The following is an 18,135-nucleotide window of genomic DNA, read 5'->3' as shown; positions in this document are numbered from 1 at the left end:
CTGCCACATGACAGCGAAAGCGCCATGCACCTGGCGCTAACCATGTGGTGATTGTTGCGCAGCAGGCTATGGGAGGCGTCGGACGCGCCCCGCATGTCGCATGCCTGCGGACGCCACCACAAAATCTATCGGGTCAAATCGGCGGCGCGCGGGCACGAGGCGCCTCTGTTGCAATCGAGCGCCCTCATCCGCCCAATCTCCTATTGAGCGCATGGACAGTTGGCAGGCGCCCGCTCCACAGCTCGACGCGGCCTAGGCCAGTCTTGCCCTATACCACTAGGGCCAAGTAACTCACGCAAGGGGTCGCTCAACCTTCGCCAGTTGGCACCCTGATCCTCTCGCGGAATTTCGCTTGCTTAGCGCGATTTCCACACCTTGCCATGTTGCACCAACGTCGACTGTGCGTATTCGCGCGATCCAGGAAGATCATTGAACACTGATGTCCTTCACAAGTTTTGACACGATACAGATCTTCGACTACGACAAACCTTGCAATCGATTCGGCGATTGGGATCAAGAGTGCCTCAGCACCATTCCAACGACGCATCGAAGCCCACTCTAGGTCACCACACCCGTTGCTCGAACCCACGGGATCTGAAATGACGACCTGCCGGAACGCTGCATCGCGCTCAAGAATGCAATTAATTGGAGCTAGTTCGGCAAGCGTGGCGGTTGAAGGCGGCCCCAACCCATGCTTCTCGACGAATGCGCGAAACCACTCTCGCAGCGTTCGAGCCTGGAGCGCGACGGCACAGAGGTCTTCATCCGAAGCATCGGCGCCAAACGCTTTCACGACGTCCAAAGGTACCAACGCAGCTTGCTCTAGCCATGAAAGCAAAGCAGCGCCATCGGCCAGCCAATCGTACGGCGTATCCGTTTTGAGCGTCACCGTATTGAGAAAGTCCAGGGCAATGGCATCCGCAACGAACACTGCGGGCGGGTATTTCGACGCGTTCATTTCGCCTTCCCATTTCGAAATTAGGCATTACAAAAAGGAGCTTTCCTACATTTAGCGTAACCTGTATGCTGTGCGCGTACAAGTTACTAGATCGGGCGCCCATGCTGCATTTCACTCGGGTTGATTGGGCTTCACGCTTCCGAAAGTCGCTGCAGGAAAGCCGTGGCTGGGTTGCGCGTCGGTGGTCGACACCATGATTGAGTGGAATGTCGCGCTTCGCGATGTAACTCCTGACATCCCCTCGCAGCGGAAACCAAATTCAGATCCGAGCCGGCGCGACGGGAAGTGGCTGAGGCTGTGATCGGCCCGTAGTCGCCTCTAGATCAGAAACAGATATAGCTATGAAGACTTCCGATATTGCCGCTTTGCTCTTACTCGGTGCTCTCTGGGGCGCATCGTTCTTATTTATGCGCATGGGTGCGGACGAGTTCGGTGGCGTCGTACTGGCAGGCCTACGCGCTATTGGTGCGGTGATCTGCTCAATCCCGTTGCTGACGCGCTCGCGGTTGGCGGAGATGCGGACGCATTGGCGAGACATCACCGTCATTGGCTTGACGAACTCAGCGCTCCCATTTGTCCTGTTCTCGTACGCCGCCCAGAGCCTGCCCGCAGGCGTCTCTGCTATTACCGACGCCATTGCGCCCTTGCTAGTTGCACTGTCGGGCTGGCTATGGCTGGGGGATAAGCTGGACGCCACACGGGCTAGCGGGTTGGTCATTGGCCTAACCGGGGTGGTCTGGCTGGTTGCCGGAACGGTCGGCTTGGGCGACAGCCATCATGCCCCCGGTTGGGCCATGGCCGCGTGCGTGGCGGCCAACGTCTGCTATACCGTCGGCGCGCACTATTCACAGCGTTGCTTGCGCGGCATAACGCCGCTTAGCGTCGCTACTGGGAACCAGCTGGCCGCCGCCGTGATGTTGTTACCTTTCACCGTGTGGCTTTGGCCGGCAAAGACACCAGGCGTTTCGGCGTGGTTGGCGGCGTTCGGCTTGGCAGCCGCCTGCACCTCGCTTGCCTTCGTGTTGTTTTTTGGCCTGATGGCCCGTATCGGCGCTGCCCGTAGCATGGCAGTGCTCTACCTCATTCCCGTGTTCGGTGTGTCATGGGGCGTACTATTTCTGCATGAACCAGTGACGACGACCATGGCGGGTGGGTGTGTCGTGATTCTTCTTGGCGTTGCACTCACGACAGGTCTAGTGCGCCCGCGAATCCGCAGTACTGACCTCAGCGGCGCCGTAAACGAAGACACCTGATCAGTGCCTGCCATTTATCCGCACACCGCGAGTGCTCCCCACTATGGCGCGCGACCACCCGATGCTATCTCCGTCGGCTTACACGTACAGCCGACTGGCCAAATCCTCGCGTTCACGGCGCGGTGGTAGCGCCCAACCAAAGCGCCCTGGCTAGCCGCGGTTTAGTAGTTCGTCCGGATCGAGCCCGCGGTCGATCCCGTGCGCGACCACCGTCTGACCCGGCTCAAGGGCGAGCTTCTTACCATCTATATGTACGTCTACCTGGTCCGGTTCAAAGGAGACGAAGCCCGAAATGCGCGCGACTTCTGGCCAAGCTTGAGGGTAGTACCAGGCAGCTTTCCGTTGATGACCAATGTCGTAGTAGCTGGCCAAGCCTTTATAGGGGCAGAAAGTTTGCCCCTCGGTTGGACTCAAAGCACTGTCATCAATGTCCTCCCGACGCACATACCACCTCGGAGCAAAGCCAGATTCGTACAGAACCAACGGCTGCTTGGTGTCTGCGATGACCCGCTCACCGTCCTTGACCACCAAGTGACGGGACGTCTGGCGAATGTCGATGCGGTGATAGGCGTCGGCGGCATGACCAACTATGCGCTCGTCCTCCTCGAAGAACGCGTCCATCGCCCGCCATCCAAACGCGACATGACTGCGCAGCACATTCGCGAATTCAGGCAACGCAACGTGCTGCCAGGCCGCGTGGTCCACCCGCCGGTCGCCGACGTTCACGGCGTACCATTGGCTGTCGCCTAAGTCACGGTGTTTCGTGATTCGAGCCTCCTCAATCAGGACTCCCTGACGGATATCCCCAATCGGGAAGTAAGCAACCGGGTATCGACCAGGTTCATGCAACAGTTGCACATTCTCGCTGTCGGCGATCCATTCGCCGGCAAGCTTGACTCGAAGCCTGCGACGAAGCCGCTCCGCGAACAGCAAACGCTCCGGTAGAGGTTGGGCAGTGAGGAACTGACCGTTTGGTGCGCCGCCAAGCGGTCCCTGTTGCCAAGAAAGTCCCATTGTCGTGTCCCCGTCTATTTAAGTGAGATTAGGGTTTGCCATGGCCACGCTCCTGCAGCGTCCACGTATTACCATCAGGGTCAGCAAAATCCGCAAAACTAGCGTAGTCACGACGTTCGGGATCCAGGCCCGGGCTCCAGCCACCGGACCACGCCTCTAGTACATCTTTGTGGCGAGCATCACCCATTGCGACACCGCGATTGATCAGCTCGGCTCGCGCCTCAGAGAGATCCGAAGTGACAAGGTAGAGATTGTGCAGCCGTTCCGAAGACTTCGTTGCCAGCAGATGTATCGAACATTTTGATCCTCGCGGAGTCAGCTGTACCACGCGAAAGTCAGCTGTGGGGTGATAGTCGACATCAAGGTCGAAACCCACCTTTGTGGTGTAAAAAGAGATTGCGCGATCGATATCCGTGACCGGCACTGGAACTACCTCCAATGCAAACGTTAGTGTTCTCGAATTCGTCTCGTTAGACATGGCCTCTATAATCTCCATCAAGAGTTATAGCGAGTGTGCAGCTGTACGGCACATCGTCGCGAATAGGTTGTTACGCGCGTCCCTGTCGAGCAAATCATACGCCGCCCGATCCTCGGAGCAGGTGTCTTCGTGTACCTCCCGTGGCGAACACACCGAATCCGCGCGCCCCTGCCGGCTTGCGTGCCTTAGACAGCTTCCGGGTACGGCATGCGGGCGGAATGCCTCCGCCCGCACAATCACAATTTCAACAGTGGCCGCTTCTGTGCCCCGAACAAATAGGCAGACCTACGGAGCCACCTGACGCACATACTCCTGTTTCCACTTTCGTCGGCCCTGACGCGCGACACACAGCACGCACTGGTTTCTGACGATACGATTCCACTCTCAGAAATGGCCCCGTTGCCGATCGGGCGCCTTTCCGCTCAGCCCGCAAAGACTTCCCGGATTGCTACCGCAATCTCCTTCGCATGCGTTTCCAGTGCGAAGTGACCCGTGTCCAGAAATTGAACGCGAGCGTTCGGAATGTCGCGTTTGAATGCCTCCGCCCCTGGAGGAAGGAAGAAGGGATCGTTCTTGCCCCAGATCGCCAGGAAGCGCGGCTGATGGGTGCGAAAATATGCTTGGAATGTCGGATAGAGCGCCACGTTGCTCTGGTAATTCCCGAAGAGGTCCAGCTGGATCTCATCGACCCCCTTACGCGCCAAATAGTAGCTATCGAGCCCGTAGCCATCAGGCGAAATCGCCGATTCATCGGCCACACCGTGCGTGTACTGCCAACGTGTCGTTTCCTCCGTCAGGAGAGCGCGCAGCGCCTCTCGGTTTTCCAGCGTCGCGTTCTCCCAATACGCGCGAATGGGATTCCATCCTTCGCTCAAACCCTCGACATAGGCGTTGCCATTCTGGGAAATGATCCCAGTGATCCGCTCAGGGTGATTCACCGCCAGGCGGAATCCCGTCGGGGCGCCGTAGTCGAACACATAGACGGCAAATCGATCGAAACCAATGACCTCGGTGAAACGCTCAATGACCTTGGCGATCGAGTCGAACGTGTAGGAAAACGTCTCCCGCGATGGCCTGTCCGACAGCCCGAAGCCAGGCAGGTCGGGAGCCACGATATGGAACTGATCACTTAGCAGAGGAATCAGATCGCGGAACATGTGACTCGAGCTCGGGAATCCGTGCAGCAACAGGAGCTTCGGCTTGCTCGGCGATCCAGCCTCACGATAGAAAACATTGAATCCATCAACATCGGCCTTGCGATAGCTAATCGTGCTCATAAAACAATCTCCGCGTACTAGAAAAGACTTGGGTTGAGGCTTGACGGACACCGCTCCTTGTTGGAAGGTCGCCCGTCACGTCCCTATTGCCGTAAATGGCTCAGGGCTGTTACCACGATTTCCTCGACACAGCCCGGTGCTGTGACGCTTGGCAAGTGATCCGCGGCGCAGCTCATCGTATGGGCCTTCATGCGTTCCGCCATGAACCGCTGCGTTTCCACCGGGATCATGTGATCCATCTCCGCGACCAAATACCAACTGGGCACCCGTTTCCATAGCGGCGAACCCACTGGAACGGTGATGCATGTGGGAGAAATCGGTAGCTGGTTTTCAGCTAAGTACTTCTGTTCTTCCGGAGTTGCATTCGGCGCAAATGCGCTCCCGAATGCTTCGGCAGGCAATCGGATCCAACCACTTGCGTCTGGGACCAACTTTGGTGCTTTACGCCCATGCCCGAAGCGGTGAAACACGTCCGCGACGGTTTCCCCCTCATCCGGCGCCAGCGCCGCGATATGGATCAGGGCCTTCACCTTGCGGTCCTCCATCGAAGCAATCACTGCACCCGCGTAAGCGTGCCCAACTAGCACTATCGGGCCGTCGATCTGCTCAATCGCGTCGCCCAACACGACCGTGTCATCGCGCAGCGAACTGAGCGGCAGAGTTACTACCACCGTGGCAATACCTTTGCTCCGTAACGCATGTACAACCTTGTCCCAACTCGTCTCGTTGACCCATGCGCCATGGACAAACACCACCGTTGGATCATTCGCGCCCATCTCGGCCTACCTCAGGAAGTCGCAACCTGTACCATGGATTCCATCCGCCTAAAGTAACCCGCTATCACTGCGTCAACAGGTTATTTATAACACGGTAACTTGTTAACGTACCGTCAACAGGTTATGCAAAGGTGTGTGAGAACAATGTGTCTGGGCTCCATCGGTCCGGCAGCCAACAGCTCCCCGCAGAGGACTTATCTGACCTCAATGAAGGGGAAGCCCCTCGCGACACTCCTGATGGCCTGCAGCCAAAACAACTCTAGTCAGGATCCGTTTTCGGCCTCACGGCCACGGCTACCCATTGGTACATAGGGCGTTAGAGAGTCCCGGTTCATCAGCCACATCGCAGTTCCAACGAGCAGCCCGCCCGCGGCCTGCATCCAAGTAGGAATTTGCTTGAAGACCAAAACCGATAGCAGGACCGCGAAAAGTGGCGCCAGGAACAGAAAACCGCTAGCTCGGGTCGCACCGCCTTTGGCGAGAGCGAGATACCAAAGCCCGAACGAGCCGGTAGACGCAGGGACCGCCAACCAGGCGAACCACATCCAATGATTGAGGGACAAGTGCTTTGGCCATTCTTCGCCAGTGGCCAACCCGAAGGCCAGCGCAGCGATCGAACCAACGAACATTTGCCAAAAGCTGAGCGACCAGCTGTTGAAAGGGAGCCTTCCCTTCTTAGCCAGTATCGTCGCGGAAGCCCAGCAGAATGCCGAGAGCAATCCTGTTAGCTCACCCACCTCGGTGCCTCGCCCTGCCAGCCGAGTCGAATTAACCCCGATGGCCAACGTGACCCCGGCGATTCCGACCAATAACCCGCACATACGCCAAGGACCGAGCGTCTCATTGAGAAAAATACGGCCAAGCAAGGCAACAAACAGGGGATTGGTGAACAATAGAATTGCGGCCATTGAAGCGGAGATGTGTTCCATGGCCACATTGAGTGCGCCCATCACCGCGGTCGTTTGCAGCAAGCCTATGACCGCCACTAGGGAAGCATCGCGAACGCTCGCACTCTTTGGAACGAGGTTCGCGATTAGTCCGCCGCGACATAGGGAGATGATCGGTAACGTTGCGACCGCCGCCACGAGAAACCGCGACCCGACCAGTAGCAACGGTGGTAGTCCCGCTTGAAGAAGGATCTTTCCCGCAACAAAGCTGGAACCCATGAGAAATGTGGATCCGACCAAAACGGCGACGAAGGATAGAGTGTCCGACCCGTCGATCTCTGAAGCGCGGTAAGTAGCGGTCGTCATCCGGGATCTCTCCTCGCCTTAAATGTACGTAACCGGCGCGCATATCCTACACCGGTTATGCTAGTATTATCCATAGCCGCCAGATTCGAGGGATCATCCCACTAGGCGCCTTTGGTCCCGGCTAGGCGTCTAGTGCGTGCGATAGGGCAAGCACGCTAACTCCGAGAGGACGTGGCGGCTTCACCCTTTGGAGAGAAAATTTGCCCGAGAAGGTGATGAGCCAAATCGGGCAGACGGCCGTCGACTCATCCGCGTGGCTCGGCAGATCGCTTGAGACGCATCGACTGACTCGATCGAGTCCCCTCGAGACACGCGAATCAAACCTTTGTCGGTGAATGATCCTTGCACTCACCGGATAGAGGATTGGGGATCGGTCAAGCAAGATCTAGACTCAGAAGCTGGAAACTTAGCCTGCATCGTCGCTTTCGCATTACACGAATCGCCTTTCGCGGCGTCATCAGTCGAGGAGCGGGATCGCTCCCATGAATTCGTTCCGCCTCGCCAAACTCGCGGGTGGAGGGAGTCGAATTACCTAACTAGGCATATATCGGTGAGCTTGGATCGGATCATCCGCATTCTTCTCGTAGACGACCATCCCATGATGAGGGAGGGCCTCCGTTCAACGCTCGAGAAGGAACGTGACATGAAGGTCGTCGGCGAAGCATCGGACGGCGACGAAGCATTGCGGGCGTTCCGCGATCTTGTACCTGCGGTGACGCTCATGGATATCCAGATGCCCCGTATCGACGGCCTGCAGACCATCGCGGACATAAGGCGCGAATATCCACGTGCTTCACTCGTGATGTTGACCACGTTCTCTGGCGATGCACGCGTGTGCCGCGCGATTGAGCTCGGTGCGACGTCATACCTGCTCAAGACCGCGTCCAGTGAAGAAATAGTGCGAGCGGTACGTCTGGCAGCCGATGGCAAGAGGGCATTTACCAGTGACGTGAGCGAGGAAGTATCAGCGTACCGAGGCAATGAGACGCTCAGTGGACGTGAACTCGCCGTTCTACGACTGGTAGCTCAGGGCCATACCAATCGATCGATTGGCGACACGTTGTTGGTGTCCGAGGACACCATCAAAACTCGCATGAAGAGCATACTTGCAAAGCTGGGGGCTAACGATCGAGCGCACGCCGTCACTATAGCGATGCGTCGCGGCTTCCTCTCCCCTCCCTAGTTGCCAGGCTACCGCAGGCACGCACTATGGAGAGGATTTCCGATGCGGGGGAAAGCTTCAGGAAGCCGCCATATGCGCCCGATGCGATCGCCTTGTATAGTTTTGAGGCATTGGGATAGTCGCTCATTACTATCCAGGAGTGCGCCGATAGGTGGCCACCGAGATCATCAAACCCGAATTTCTGAGCGGCTCCGAAGTCCACGATGGTCACGTCGGGCTCCAACCGCGAGGCGGATTTAAGGCCGTCCGCCAGGTCGAGAGCCTCACCCACCCATCGTAGATCCTCGGTGCTGTCTAGAAGCGAATGCAGTCCCCTACGCATTCCTGCATGCGCATCGATGATGAGTACACGGACATCAGGCGGCAGACGGTCCATTGCACACTCCCCATGCATTTACATTCTGCGATGATTATCCGAAGCCACGAAACCCACTAAAGGGTAGTTGAACTAGCCAGAAACGACTTCATCGAGTGAGGTCGCAGGCCATTTCACCCGATCGCATACGCTCTCCATGACGAGATGCGAACAGCGACCATGGTTCCCTGTCCTGGAACGGAATCTATGTAACCGGTCCCCCGTATTTCGCGGATGCGTTCACGCATTCCTTGCATTCCCCAGTGACCATCCCGCGAGCCGACGGATGCAATTTCCGGCGCAATGCCGCACCCGTCGTCTCCCACCTCAGCAGAAAGCGTTCGCCAGCCGAAATCAAGTCGGAGCCATATGTTCTTGGCGCTTGAGTGGGCGGCCGCATTGGCGATGGCTTCACGTAGAACGGCGACAAGTTCCGCCTCAACGCAGGGTCGTAGCCGCCGCACGCGCCCTCGTACGCTCACGGTAAAATTTCGGTCTAAATCGTTACGATAAGCAATCAGCTCTTCGCGCAGGGCTTCGAGGCTAAGGCCGTTGGACCTTTCCGTTGCCCGCAAGCTCGCGACGCGATCCCGGCTCTCGACGACCACTGCCCGGGCCAGCAAGACCGCGTGCGACAATTCCTTCCGCAAACCTTCGCTCATGAATCGACTCCGCGTTGCCGACTCAACACTGAGCAACATACCCTGAACACTCTGCAGCAAAGTGTCGTGTAATTCTCTGGCAATACGTTCTCGCTCGTTTGCACGTATGCGAGCTCGCTGGGTTAGCTGCCCGATTCGCCATTGATAGACCAGAGCGATCAGGGATAAGGCGCCCACGCCAAGCAATGCTTCGAACCACCATGTCCGATAGAACGCAGGTGGACTACCAAAGACCGCTGCCGAGTCTGTTGCCGTCGCGCCCTGAGTGGCAAATCCCAACACGATAGCCAGAACGCTCGCGCAAGCCATCCGTGCCCTCCGCGCCATTGAAATGCCCCTCACAACAGGGCGGATCAGAGCGTTTACACAAGCGCCCTTTTGTTCACTTTCGCTCACGTACTCACCCTATCGAGTGGATGCCTCTAGACCGCGACACTTTTTAGTCTTCCCAGCGTAACTTGTCAACACCATTCGTAGGGGTTACTCTTACGAGGATGTGATGACACACTAGCCCCTGCTTCTGGATCTATCGGTCCACAGCCAGTGCCCCATGTCTGCGACCGCAGGCGTTTTTGATCAGTACGTAGGAATTGAAGACACGTGACCGCGATTAAGTGGCATCTTGGCGAAGAACCAGGTGATGCCCTGGAAAGTCGACTGCGGGCGGTTCGGCAGTTGACCGAGACCCTGTGTAACGGCCTGAGCGATGCAGAGGCAACCGTGCAATCGATGCCTGACGCTTCGCCCGCGAAATGGCACCTAGCCCACACCTCATGGTTTTTCGAAACATTCGTGTTGCGGGATCGGCAAGCGCATTTTCAGCTTTTCGATCATCGCTTCCGCTATCTCTTCAATAGCTACTACGAGGGTGAAGGAGAACGTCTGGGGCGGGCCTCGCGGGGGCTTTTGGTCCGACCGACGCTGGACAGAGTCCTAAGCTATCGCCAACGCATCAATGCAGCCTTGTTGGAGCTACTTCCTAGGCTCGACGCAGAGGGCCGCACGCTCGTCGAGCTCGGATGCCACCACGAGGAGCAACATCAAGAATTGATCTTGATGGATCTTCAACATTTGATTCACGAAAGCCCGCTTCAGGAGGGAATTTGGGCGCCTGTAGCGCCCGATAAGCCAGCCAAGGTGGCGCCGATCCAATGGATAGAGGGCCCGCAGGGGCCGTGGGAAATTGGCGCAGGGGCAAGTGAGTTCGCATTTGATTGTGAGCAGCCCGAACACACCACTTGGTTGGCTGGCCATGCGCTAGCTGATCGACTGGTGACCAATCGGGAGTGGCTCAACTTCATGTCGGAAGGTGGCTACAGACGCGCTGACCTTTGGTTGTCGGACGGCTGGTCCTGGGTCAGGAGCAATCGAATAGATGCGCCGCTCTACTGGAAGGAGATCGATGATCGTTGGTATCAGCTGACCCTTCGTGGTTGGTCACTTGTGAACCTTGAAGCGCCAGTTTGTCACGTCAGCTATTTCGAGGCAGACGCCTATGCGCGTTGGTCAAACGCTCGCCTGCCTACGGAAGCCGAGTGGGAGGTAGCGGCACAGGGCAAAGACGCATCGCTTGGAACGTTCCTCGAGATGCCTAACCCTATTGCCACTCCTGTGCCTGACTCCGGCGGTTTTGGTCTACGGCAGATGTTTGGAGATGTATGGGAATGGACGTCCTCTGCATTCCTTCCCTACCCCGGATTTGAGCCAAAAGCGGGAACGGTAGGCGAATACAACGGGAAATTCATGTCAGGCCAGTTTGTTCTCCGCGGCGGATCCTGTGCCACGCCCCGCGGGCATGTCAGATCAACCTATCGCAACTTTTTCTACCCACACCAGCGTTGGATGTTTTCGGGCGTTCGACTAGCGAGGAATGTATGACGTTAGGCTCCGCCCTATCGATCGAGAAGAAGACCTGGTATGTCGACCCAGGCTTCCGGGCAGGGGTTCTGGCCGGATTGGCGAAGGCCAAGAAGGCGATTGAACCTCGTTGGTTTTATGACCACCAGGGCTCGGAACTCTTCGAATTGATCACGCAGCTGCCCGAGTACTACCCCACTCGTGCTGAGACAGAAATCCTCACTGACTACGCCAAGCAGATCGCCAAGGTGACTGGACCAATTCAGACGTTGGTCGAGTACGGATCGGGCTCATCGACCAAGACCCCATTGGTGTTGGCCGCAACGAAGCCCAAGAACTACGTGCCGATTGACATATCGGGTGCATTCTTGAAGGAGTCAGTGACTGCCTTAGAGAGGCAATTTGAAGACGTGGCGATGTCGCCCTTGGAGGCGGACTTCGCTTTCCCCGTCACGCTGCCCAACGGGGTAAGGGGGCCGTGTCTTGGCTTCTTTCCTGGCTCTACCATCGGGAATATGGATATTCCCGATGCCATTGATGTATTGCGGTTGATGACGCAGACACTCGGCCGAGGTGCGTACCTACTGATAGGCATAGACCGTGTAAAGAGCAAACGAACGCTTATCCCTGCTTACAACGACACACAGGGCATCACGGCACGATTCAACATTAATTTGCTTGAGCGAATCAACCGCGAACTCAGTGGCACGGTCCCCATAGATGCGTTCCAGCACAAGGCGATCTGGAACTCCGAGAGATCGCGAGTTGAGATGCATCTGATTGCAAAGCGGGATCTCGCTTTTGACGTGGCCGGGCAACGCTTCCGCATGGCTAGCGGCGAGAGCATTCACACAGAAAATAGTCACAAGTACGACAATCGAACGGCCAGCCTTGTGCTTCGCGGAGGACACTGGGAGCCTATTCGGGAATGGACCGACCGGGCCGGACTATTTTCCGTATTCTTGGCACGAAGCACGTCGCATGATCAGTCTTCTACCTGAGCCTAGGTCCAGGGGAATGTGAGATGAACGTCCTGCTTTCTGTAAATGTTGGCCGCAGCCAGGAGCTTTCCTGGCAAGGGAAGCGCATCAAATCCGCTATCTGGAAATATCCGGTGATTGATCGCGTGCTCGCCAGGCGGTTAAACCTTGCAGGGGATGAGCAGGCTGATCTCCAAGGCCATGGCGGTGAACATCGTGCAGTTCTGGTTTACCAATGGGAAGCCTACGAGTACTGGAGCAATTTTCTCGATAGGCATGATCTTAAGCCTGGAAATTTCGGCGAGAATCTCACTGTCACCGGCCTGGCCGATGAGGATGTTTGGATCGGGGATAGGTACCAAATCGGCTCAGCACTATTTGAGGTGACGCAACCGCGGGTGACCTGTTACAAGCTCGGTATACGGATGGAGCAGAAGGATCTGCCATCCCTCATGGTGGATCATCGCCGTCCTGGGTTTTATATGCGCGTGTTACGCGAGGGGGATATTGGATCCGGTGACACCATCTCCCTGGTCGAGCGAGATCGCAACAGCATGAGCGTTGCAGCGATCGACACTCTCCTCTACAAGCCAGGGAGAAAGGAGACTGACCTCGAGAGAGCGATAGGGATACGTGCTCTCAGTGACGGATGGCGAGGTTCATTTCAGACCTACCTGGACGAGCAAAACAACAACTGGTCGCCGGCCTTGCTCTGGCAAGGGTACCGTGACCTTACGGTCGTTCGGCGCGATCAGGTTACGGAGGACGTGTGCGCATTCACCTTAGTAGCCAGTGAAGGAGATCCACTGCCGATGCCTGTCGGTGGGCAGCATGTGGCGATTCGCGTCAAAACTTCGCCGGATATGCCGCCATCTGTGAGGTCCTATTCACTTTGCGGGCAACGGGCCGGTGAATTCAGAATCGCGATCAAGCGAATATCCGGTGGCGTTAGCGAGTTCCTCCACGAGCACTTGTGTGTCGGAGGAACCTTGAAAGTGAGCTCACCTCGCGGTTCCTTTCTCTACCGATCCACGCTTCGACCGGTTGTATTGATAAGCGCCGGTATTGGAATTACGCCGCTCCTTGGCATGCTCACGCAGATCGCCTCTCTAAACGGAGACCGCCCTCATTTGTGGTGGGTGCATAGTGCGCGTGATGGTTCGCATTGCCCGTTCCTCGATGAAACGAGAGCACTCCTTGCATCCATCCCCAATTCAAAGCGTTTGATGTTCTTCAGCCGACCATCGCCCTCGGATGTCCAAGATCAGCGAATGGAGGCGGTTGGGCGAATTGACGTGCCGGCCATGATTGCACTGGGCGTCCCCGTCACAGAGGCAGTGTTCTATCTATGTGGTCCCCAGGGCTTCATGGATGAACTCCGTACAGCATTGCTTGCGCAGGGCGTTGTGTATGCCGACATTCGGACTGAGGCGTTTGGCGCGGAGGCGAGTCTAGCGCCTGGCGTTGTGCCCAAGCCGGCGGTAAAGCCACACCTGCCAGCGGACGCCGCGGCCTCAGGGCCTGAAGTCGCGTTCTCGCGGAGCAGGCTATCGGTTCACTGGGGCACGAACTATGGCTCACTGCTTGAGCTCGCCGAGGCGTGCGATGTACCAGTGAGATGGAGCTGCCGGACCGGCGTCTGCCATAACTGCATCACCCCGCTGTTGCAGGGAAGTGTGGCGTATGAGCCAACACCTTTGGAATTGCCGCCAGAAGGTCAGGTACTTCTATGCTGCGCGACGCCCTTAGGCGACGTGGAGCTCGATCTGTGACCGTGGCCTGCAGGTGACCCCGAGGCCGCCGTTGCGAACGTGCGCGAGCGATCAATGCTTCGAATCGGGCTAAGAGGGCGTTGCCACAGCAACCAGGCACCAATGCGGCGCCAGGACACACTACGAAGGATCCTTAAGGCCGTCAGACCTCCACCCCATGGCTTCTATGGCGTACAGAGACACCGCTGGCCTGACCCACTTCCACTAGAAACTACGTACTACTTCGAACTGGCGGGCTTTTCTTTTGGGTCTTCGATCGACTCCTTACTGGGCGCCTCGGGCCTCAGGTACAGAATCAGACAAGCGCAAACGATCGCCAACGAACCTATCGGGTACACGAGAGCCACGATGGACGCGCTTATGAAAGCCCCTAGCGTCAGCAGCGAGCGCCTGCGCATCGAACGACGAGCCGGATAAGGCACGTTTTCAGCGTGCTGCCGATCGACGACCTCCATGCACAGCATTAAATAGGTCACATTGACCAGAACAAAGACGAGCGCGTAAGCCGCCATCGGGATCGGAGCCAGGTGCGTGTTCGCGATCCACGAAGTGGTAAAGGGGACTAACGAGACGCTGAACAGGTGCCCGAAGTTCGACCAAATCAGTTGGGGTGTGGCGGCGGGCGCAAGTCTCAGCAAGTGATGATGATTTATCCAGACAATGGCGAGGAACAGGTAACTGACTCCATAGCCGACGAATGACGGCCAGAGCGCCCAAAGAGACTGCAGGGTGCCTAGATGCGGTGCATGAAGGTCAAGAACGAGCAGTGTGATGAGAATCGCGAAGACGCCGTCCGCGAACGCGACGACACGCTCCGACCCACGCTTGCGTTCTTCCATAGCCCACCTCGTTTCGGCGAACTGGCGCGAATGGCTTCCCTGGCGAATCTGCCCTGAGGCTCCATCCAGATAATTGTGAGACTTGCCCATTTGTGGTAACTTGTCAATCGCTTATCAGAGGGTTACGTGGGCTGACATCGAAGCCCGCGGGCCTTCACCCAGGAGCGGTCATGGCCAAAGTTGAGATGCCCCCCATTTTTATCGCCGACGACATCGGCCTCGATTTCCTGAACTCGGTGTCGACTCCAGTGGACACGCGCGTCGAATGGATTGAGGACGGCGAGGGGCTTATCGACTGGTTGAGGACTGCCGACCTGGTCCCTGTCAAAGTACTGGACTCCTTTGAGTCCGCGTCAGGGCCCGGGGAGCTGGACGCCGTTGCAAATCAAGCTCGGGCGCTGCGTGAATGGTTCCGCGGCTTCGTCCAGAAGAACAAAGGCAAACCGCTAGGGAAGTCCGTCGTCGGAGATCTTGCGCCTATAAATCGGATTCTGGCCCGTGACGAAGCCTTCAAGGAACTCGTCGAGCGTCGGGATCCGGATTCCGGCAAAGTGGTTGCGGGTGTCGATTTGGAGACAACGCGGAGATGGCGCTCCCCAGAGTCTCTGCTTATTCCCATTGCGGAGTCCTTCGCCGAACTCGTTGCTTCCGAAGACTTTACTGACGTCAAAGCATGCCAGGGACAATCCTGCACTTTGTTGTTCGTTGATCGCACACGTCGGCGCACCCGGCGCTGGTGCAGCATGGCCGTATGTGGCAACCGCGCCAAGCAGGCCGCTCATCGAGAACGACAGACCAAAGTCGGTTAAGACCAGTACTGCTTACTTCGCGAGTCGCAATCTTACTCTGAAGTTTCAGATCTACTCTTCACCCTTTCGGGTGGGAATCAAGGCTTGCGTCTAGTCCAAGCTTTGAAAATGGACTTCTATCTGACTGATTCGTGCTGGTCTCTGCGTGCCGAAAGCCCGGAGAATCGACTGCTGCACGTTAGACGTGCACCGGCGTTGAAGCTTCTTGCGCGGCGTATTCTGACTACGTATCCGAAACGCCCACAGATCGCCGGCACTCTCTCCCGGTCGCGATGGCTGCGCATCTGCACTTACCTACACGCTAGACCCACGCGGCGCGGTAGATCCTGCAGCCAAATCTAGTCGCAATCCCGATCACCCAGGCCCTTACGAGGCGATTGTCTGATTGGGCGTGCTTTCGCGATACCCCTAGTTGTGATCCCCAATGCAAGTGAAGGAGCTTACGGAATGAATGCAAAAGCAGTAACCGTAGTATTTGCCCACGGCGCATGGGCTGACGAGTCAAGCTGGTCCAAAGTGGTTTCTTTGCTCAGAGCCAAGTCCATCAAAACGGTTACCGTGTCGTTGCCATTTACGTCCCTACCCGATGACGTCGCAGCGGTGGACAAGGCATTGGACGGAATCGATGGGACGGTGGTGTTGGTAGGCCACGCATACGCAGGCGCCGTGATCCAATCGACTCAGAGCAAGAAGGTAAAGGGCCTGGTCTTCGTGGCGGGCCTGGCTCCTGACGAGGGGGAGACCGTGGCGGAAATCTTCAATCGGTTTGGCCATGGCGGGGAGGCACCCGAGCTTGCCCCTTCCGACGATGGCCTGATTCGGCTGCCAGCGAGTGCGTTCAAAACTGCATTTGCTCAGCATGCAACGGCTGCTGAGCAAACACACCTGGCCGCGGTGCAGCGCCCGATCTCTCCTGCATGCATCGTGGTGCCAGTTGGAACGCCGCTCTGGAAAAGTGTTCCGTCTTGGTTCCTGATCGCGCAGCAGGACCATATGATTCCGGAAGAGACACAGCGTTTTATGGCGCAGCGAATGAACGCGCATGCGCGGGCATTCCCAGTTGACCATCTGCCGAGCGTCACTGCTGCCAGTTTGGTAACGGACATCGTTGAGGACGCCATTCAGGGCGTGTCTGGCTGAGGCTGAGGGCTTGCGATGGCAATGGCCACGATGGCGAGAAGGCCGCGAGCCAGGGGCCATCAGCATCATGGCCATTGCCACGATCAACACAGCTTCATAACCGAAACTCATATGTGAGAACTACCCTAACGACCAAATGAGGTCGTTGCATGGCTGTACACAGCATCTCGCCAAGCCAATACACGTTCGCCAGGAAAAAAGTGGCGGCGACAGTTGGGGTGCGTAGCCTCAGCATCGAGGGCGTCTCTGTCGGGTAAGGGTTGGCGCTAGAAGAAGACGTCGTGCCAACCTATGTATCGAGCCCGGTTCGACCATCAAGTGCATCAGTTGCGTAATCGTTCGGCAAGATCGGGTTATGACAAAGCTCTCCGTTCGAGAGTTCAGCATCTGGTTGTCTACGAGATGCGGGATACGTCGATTGACATTGGCATGGGCGCCATCGCTGAGGGACGAGCCTTACGTGTTGGTCGAGCGAGTCATCCTAGCGCCATGACCGGCCGCAAGGTTCTTCATGAGACACCCTCCGGGAATACGCCCATGTACATCGAACCGAATCCCTCGCTACCTACGGGGCCGAGCCAAGGGTATCTAGAGCCTGCGTTGGAATCTCTGCTCAACCGGTCAATGCTGCAGGTTCATGTAGTCGCCGAGCTTCATCGTCGTGGGCCGTGGCTTGCCGAGATACCGCCTCACGAGTGTGGCTTGTTTCATCTAGTGGGCAGCGGGCGTTGCCAGGTTGAATGCGATGCGCTCGACGCGACGATGACGCTAGAATCAGGAGACCTGTTGATCTTCCCGCATAGTCCACGGCACCGACTCAGCAGCACCATGGAAGACAACCCTAACCACACCAGCCTGATCTGTGGCGAATTCCGCTTCACCGGCACGTCGCGGCATCCTCTCAATCTGGCCTTACCCGCATGCCTAGTCATTCGTGGCGCCGGCGCTAGCGCAACCTTCCGCCAATTGGCCACTACGATGGCAGAGGTCGCCCATGCCGACTGTGCCGGCCGAAACGTGCTGCTCAACAAGCTCGCCGATGCGCTATTCACGGCGGCCATCTGCGAATACTCGCGTACCGCGAGCAGCCGGCAAGGATTGTTTGCATCTCTGACTGACCCGCGCATTGCGCGGGTGGTGCAGGCAGTGCATGACCATCCAGGCAATGTATGGACCATGCAATCCATGGCCACACTCGCGTGCATGTCGCGTTCGTCCTTTGCCGAGCGCTTCAAGCAACTGATGAAACTGCCTCCTATCCAGTACGTCACGCAGTGGCGCGTCGGCCTAGCGGAGCAATTGCTTCGCAACCGTGAGCAAACCGTGGCTGGCATCGCTCAGGATCTTGGTTACAGCAGCGAAGCGGCTTTTCGTCGATTATTTAAGCGGGTGAGTGGCATGAGCCCAGGGAAAGTGCGCGCTGATGGCGTGCGGCCTCTAACGTGGAACTGAGCTTAGCAACAGCTTCCAACTGCACTTCCAACCCGATTGACGCGACAAATTCACTATATTTCTCAGCGGTGTTACTT

17 protein-coding genes are annotated in these 18,135 nt (G+C 57.2%); 8 read left to right on the top strand and 9 right to left on the bottom strand.

What is annotated here, in order from left to right; translation table 11 throughout:
• Positions 1 to 307: 307 nt before the first annotated feature.
• Positions 308 to 958: a CGNR zinc finger domain-containing protein gene (locus OUZ30_RS03705; RefSeq protein ID WP_266180834.1), complete on the bottom strand. Its 651-nt coding sequence runs from the start codon at positions 956 to 958 to the stop codon at positions 308 to 310.
• Positions 959 to 1,299: 341 nt separating this feature from the next.
• Here OUZ30_RS03705 and OUZ30_RS03700 point away from each other — a divergent pair, with 341 nt between their 5' ends.
• Positions 1,300 to 2,211 carry a DMT family transporter gene (locus tag OUZ30_RS03700; RefSeq protein WP_266180833.1) on the top strand — a complete coding sequence of 304 codons (912 nt, stop codon included), beginning with the start codon at positions 1,300 to 1,302 and terminating at the stop codon, positions 2,209 to 2,211.
• A gap of 150 nt (positions 2,212 to 2,361) precedes the next feature.
• On the opposite strand, the gene OUZ30_RS03695 is transcribed toward OUZ30_RS03700, so the two are convergent.
• The 5 genes from OUZ30_RS03695 to OUZ30_RS03675 form a co-directional block, all read right to left on the bottom strand.
• Positions 2,362 to 3,225, bottom strand: coding sequence for a DUF427 domain-containing protein (locus tag OUZ30_RS03695; protein ID WP_266180832.1), 864 nt, complete (start codon positions 3,223 to 3,225; stop codon positions 2,362 to 2,364).
• Positions 3,226 to 3,253: 28 nt separating this feature from the next.
• The gene (locus tag OUZ30_RS03690; RefSeq protein WP_266180830.1) at positions 3,254 to 3,703 is read right to left on the bottom strand and encodes a VOC family protein; all 450 of its coding nucleotides are present in this window, start codon (positions 3,701 to 3,703) and stop codon (positions 3,254 to 3,256) included.
• 422 nt (positions 3,704 to 4,125) lie between these two features.
• Positions 4,126 to 4,980 carry an alpha/beta fold hydrolase gene (locus tag OUZ30_RS03685; protein WP_266180829.1) on the bottom strand — a complete coding sequence of 285 codons (855 nt, stop codon included), beginning with the start codon at positions 4,978 to 4,980 and terminating at the stop codon, positions 4,126 to 4,128.
• Positions 4,981 to 5,063: 83 nt separating this feature from the next.
• Positions 5,064 to 5,756 (bottom strand): alpha/beta hydrolase, encoded by a 693-nt coding sequence (locus OUZ30_RS03680; RefSeq protein ID WP_266180828.1) that lies wholly within the window; start codon positions 5,754 to 5,756, stop codon positions 5,064 to 5,066.
• Between the two features lie 263 nt (positions 5,757 to 6,019).
• Positions 6,020 to 7,009, bottom strand: a complete 990-nt coding sequence (locus tag OUZ30_RS03675) for a DMT family transporter (RefSeq protein ID WP_266180827.1) — start codon at positions 7,007 to 7,009, stop codon at positions 6,020 to 6,022.
• 550 nt (positions 7,010 to 7,559) lie between these two features.
• Here OUZ30_RS03675 and OUZ30_RS03670 point away from each other — a divergent pair.
• The gene (locus tag OUZ30_RS03670) at positions 7,560 to 8,192 is read left to right on the top strand and encodes a response regulator transcription factor (protein WP_266180826.1); all 633 of its coding nucleotides are present in this window, start codon (positions 7,560 to 7,562) and stop codon (positions 8,190 to 8,192) included.
• Here the strand turns inward: OUZ30_RS03670 and OUZ30_RS03665 are convergent.
• Positions 8,155 to 8,568 (bottom strand): response regulator, encoded by a 414-nt coding sequence (locus OUZ30_RS03665; RefSeq protein WP_266180824.1) that lies wholly within the window; start codon positions 8,566 to 8,568, stop codon positions 8,155 to 8,157. The two genes, OUZ30_RS03670 and OUZ30_RS03665, sit on opposite strands and share 38 nt — an antisense overlap.
• A 113-nt stretch (positions 8,569 to 8,681) precedes the next feature.
• Positions 8,682 to 9,605, bottom strand: a complete 924-nt coding sequence (locus OUZ30_RS03660) for a sensor histidine kinase (protein WP_266180823.1) — start codon at positions 9,603 to 9,605, stop codon at positions 8,682 to 8,684.
• A 204-nt stretch (positions 9,606 to 9,809) separates the two neighbouring features.
• On the opposite strand from OUZ30_RS03660, the gene egtB reads away from it, so the two are divergent.
• The 3 genes from egtB to OUZ30_RS03645 are packed head-to-tail and all read left to right on the top strand — an operon-like array spanning position 9,810 to position 13,818.
• Positions 9,810 to 11,087 carry an ergothioneine biosynthesis protein EgtB gene (gene egtB, locus OUZ30_RS03655; RefSeq protein WP_345781034.1) on the top strand — a complete coding sequence of 426 codons (1,278 nt, stop codon included), beginning with the start codon at positions 9,810 to 9,812 and terminating at the stop codon, positions 11,085 to 11,087.
• Positions 11,084 to 12,067, top strand: coding sequence for an L-histidine N(alpha)-methyltransferase (gene egtD / locus OUZ30_RS03650; RefSeq protein WP_266180822.1), 984 nt, complete (start codon positions 11,084 to 11,086; stop codon positions 12,065 to 12,067). Before egtB ends, egtD begins: the two co-directional genes overlap by 4 nt.
• 23 nt (positions 12,068 to 12,090) lie before the next feature.
• Complete coding sequence (locus OUZ30_RS03645) at positions 12,091 to 13,818, top strand: MOSC and FAD-binding oxidoreductase domain-containing protein (RefSeq protein WP_266180821.1); 1,728 nt, start codon at positions 12,091 to 12,093, stop codon at positions 13,816 to 13,818.
• Between the two features lie 218 nt (positions 13,819 to 14,036).
• Here OUZ30_RS03645 and OUZ30_RS03640 read toward each other — a convergent pair whose 3' ends face one another.
• Positions 14,037 to 14,657: a TMEM175 family protein gene (locus tag OUZ30_RS03640; protein WP_266180820.1), complete on the bottom strand. Its 621-nt coding sequence runs from the start codon at positions 14,655 to 14,657 to the stop codon at positions 14,037 to 14,039.
• 170 nt (positions 14,658 to 14,827) lie between these two features.
• Between OUZ30_RS03640 and OUZ30_RS03635 the strand changes: the two genes are divergently transcribed.
• From OUZ30_RS03635 to OUZ30_RS03625, 3 genes are all read left to right on the top strand, one after another.
• Positions 14,828 to 15,466 carry a CGNR zinc finger domain-containing protein gene (locus tag OUZ30_RS03635; protein WP_266180819.1) on the top strand — a complete coding sequence of 213 codons (639 nt, stop codon included), beginning with the start codon at positions 14,828 to 14,830 and terminating at the stop codon, positions 15,464 to 15,466.
• A gap of 447 nt (positions 15,467 to 15,913) precedes the next feature.
• Positions 15,914 to 16,606 carry an alpha/beta fold hydrolase gene (locus OUZ30_RS03630; RefSeq protein ID WP_266180818.1) on the top strand — a complete coding sequence of 231 codons (693 nt, stop codon included), beginning with the start codon at positions 15,914 to 15,916 and terminating at the stop codon, positions 16,604 to 16,606.
• A gap of 537 nt (positions 16,607 to 17,143) precedes the next feature.
• Positions 17,144 to 18,058: an AraC family transcriptional regulator gene (locus OUZ30_RS03625; protein WP_266180816.1), complete on the top strand. Its 915-nt coding sequence runs from the start codon at positions 17,144 to 17,146 to the stop codon at positions 18,056 to 18,058.
• Positions 18,059 to 18,135: the final 77 nt, after the last annotated feature.

Source organism: Dyella humicola, assembly GCF_026283945.1.
GTDB lineage: Bacteria > Pseudomonadota > Gammaproteobacteria > Xanthomonadales > Rhodanobacteraceae > Dyella > Dyella humicola.
Note: the sequence above shows the minus strand (reverse complement) of the source record. Positions and strands in the feature narration are given on the sequence as shown.

What these genes read in the sequence shown, in the direction of transcription:
- OUZ30_RS03690 (WP_266180830.1), bottom strand. Translation starts at nt 3,703, where the DNA reads ATGTCTAACGAGACGAATTCGAGAACACTAACGTTTGCATTGGAGGTA.
- OUZ30_RS03695 (WP_266180832.1), bottom strand. Translation starts at nt 3,225, where the DNA reads ATGGGACTTTCTTGGCAACAGGGACCGCTTGGCGGCGCACCAAACGGT.
- OUZ30_RS03625 (WP_266180816.1), top strand. Translation starts at nt 17,144, where the DNA reads ATGTACATCGAACCGAATCCCTCGCTACCTACGGGGCCGAGCCAAGGG.
- egtD (WP_266180822.1), top strand. Translation starts at nt 11,084, where the DNA reads ATGACGTTAGGCTCCGCCCTATCGATCGAGAAGAAGACCTGGTATGTC.
- OUZ30_RS03680 (WP_266180828.1), bottom strand. Translation starts at nt 5,756, where the DNA reads ATGGGCGCGAATGATCCAACGGTGGTGTTTGTCCATGGCGCATGGGTC.
- OUZ30_RS03635 (WP_266180819.1), top strand. Translation starts at nt 14,828, where the DNA reads ATGGCCAAAGTTGAGATGCCCCCCATTTTTATCGCCGACGACATCGGC.
- OUZ30_RS03700 (WP_266180833.1), top strand. Translation starts at nt 1,300, where the DNA reads ATGAAGACTTCCGATATTGCCGCTTTGCTCTTACTCGGTGCTCTCTGG.
- OUZ30_RS03705 (WP_266180834.1), bottom strand. Translation starts at nt 958, where the DNA reads ATGAACGCGTCGAAATACCCGCCCGCAGTGTTCGTTGCGGATGCCATT.
- OUZ30_RS03630 (WP_266180818.1), top strand. Translation starts at nt 15,914, where the DNA reads ATGAATGCAAAAGCAGTAACCGTAGTATTTGCCCACGGCGCATGGGCT.
- OUZ30_RS03645 (WP_266180821.1), top strand. Translation starts at nt 12,091, where the DNA reads ATGAACGTCCTGCTTTCTGTAAATGTTGGCCGCAGCCAGGAGCTTTCC.
- OUZ30_RS03640 (WP_266180820.1), bottom strand. Translation starts at nt 14,657, where the DNA reads ATGGAAGAACGCAAGCGTGGGTCGGAGCGTGTCGTCGCGTTCGCGGAC.
- OUZ30_RS03685 (WP_266180829.1), bottom strand. Translation starts at nt 4,980, where the DNA reads ATGAGCACGATTAGCTATCGCAAGGCCGATGTTGATGGATTCAATGTT.
- OUZ30_RS03675 (WP_266180827.1), bottom strand. Translation starts at nt 7,009, where the DNA reads ATGACGACCGCTACTTACCGCGCTTCAGAGATCGACGGGTCGGACACT.
- OUZ30_RS03665 (WP_266180824.1), bottom strand. Translation starts at nt 8,568, where the DNA reads ATGGACCGTCTGCCGCCTGATGTCCGTGTACTCATCATCGATGCGCAT.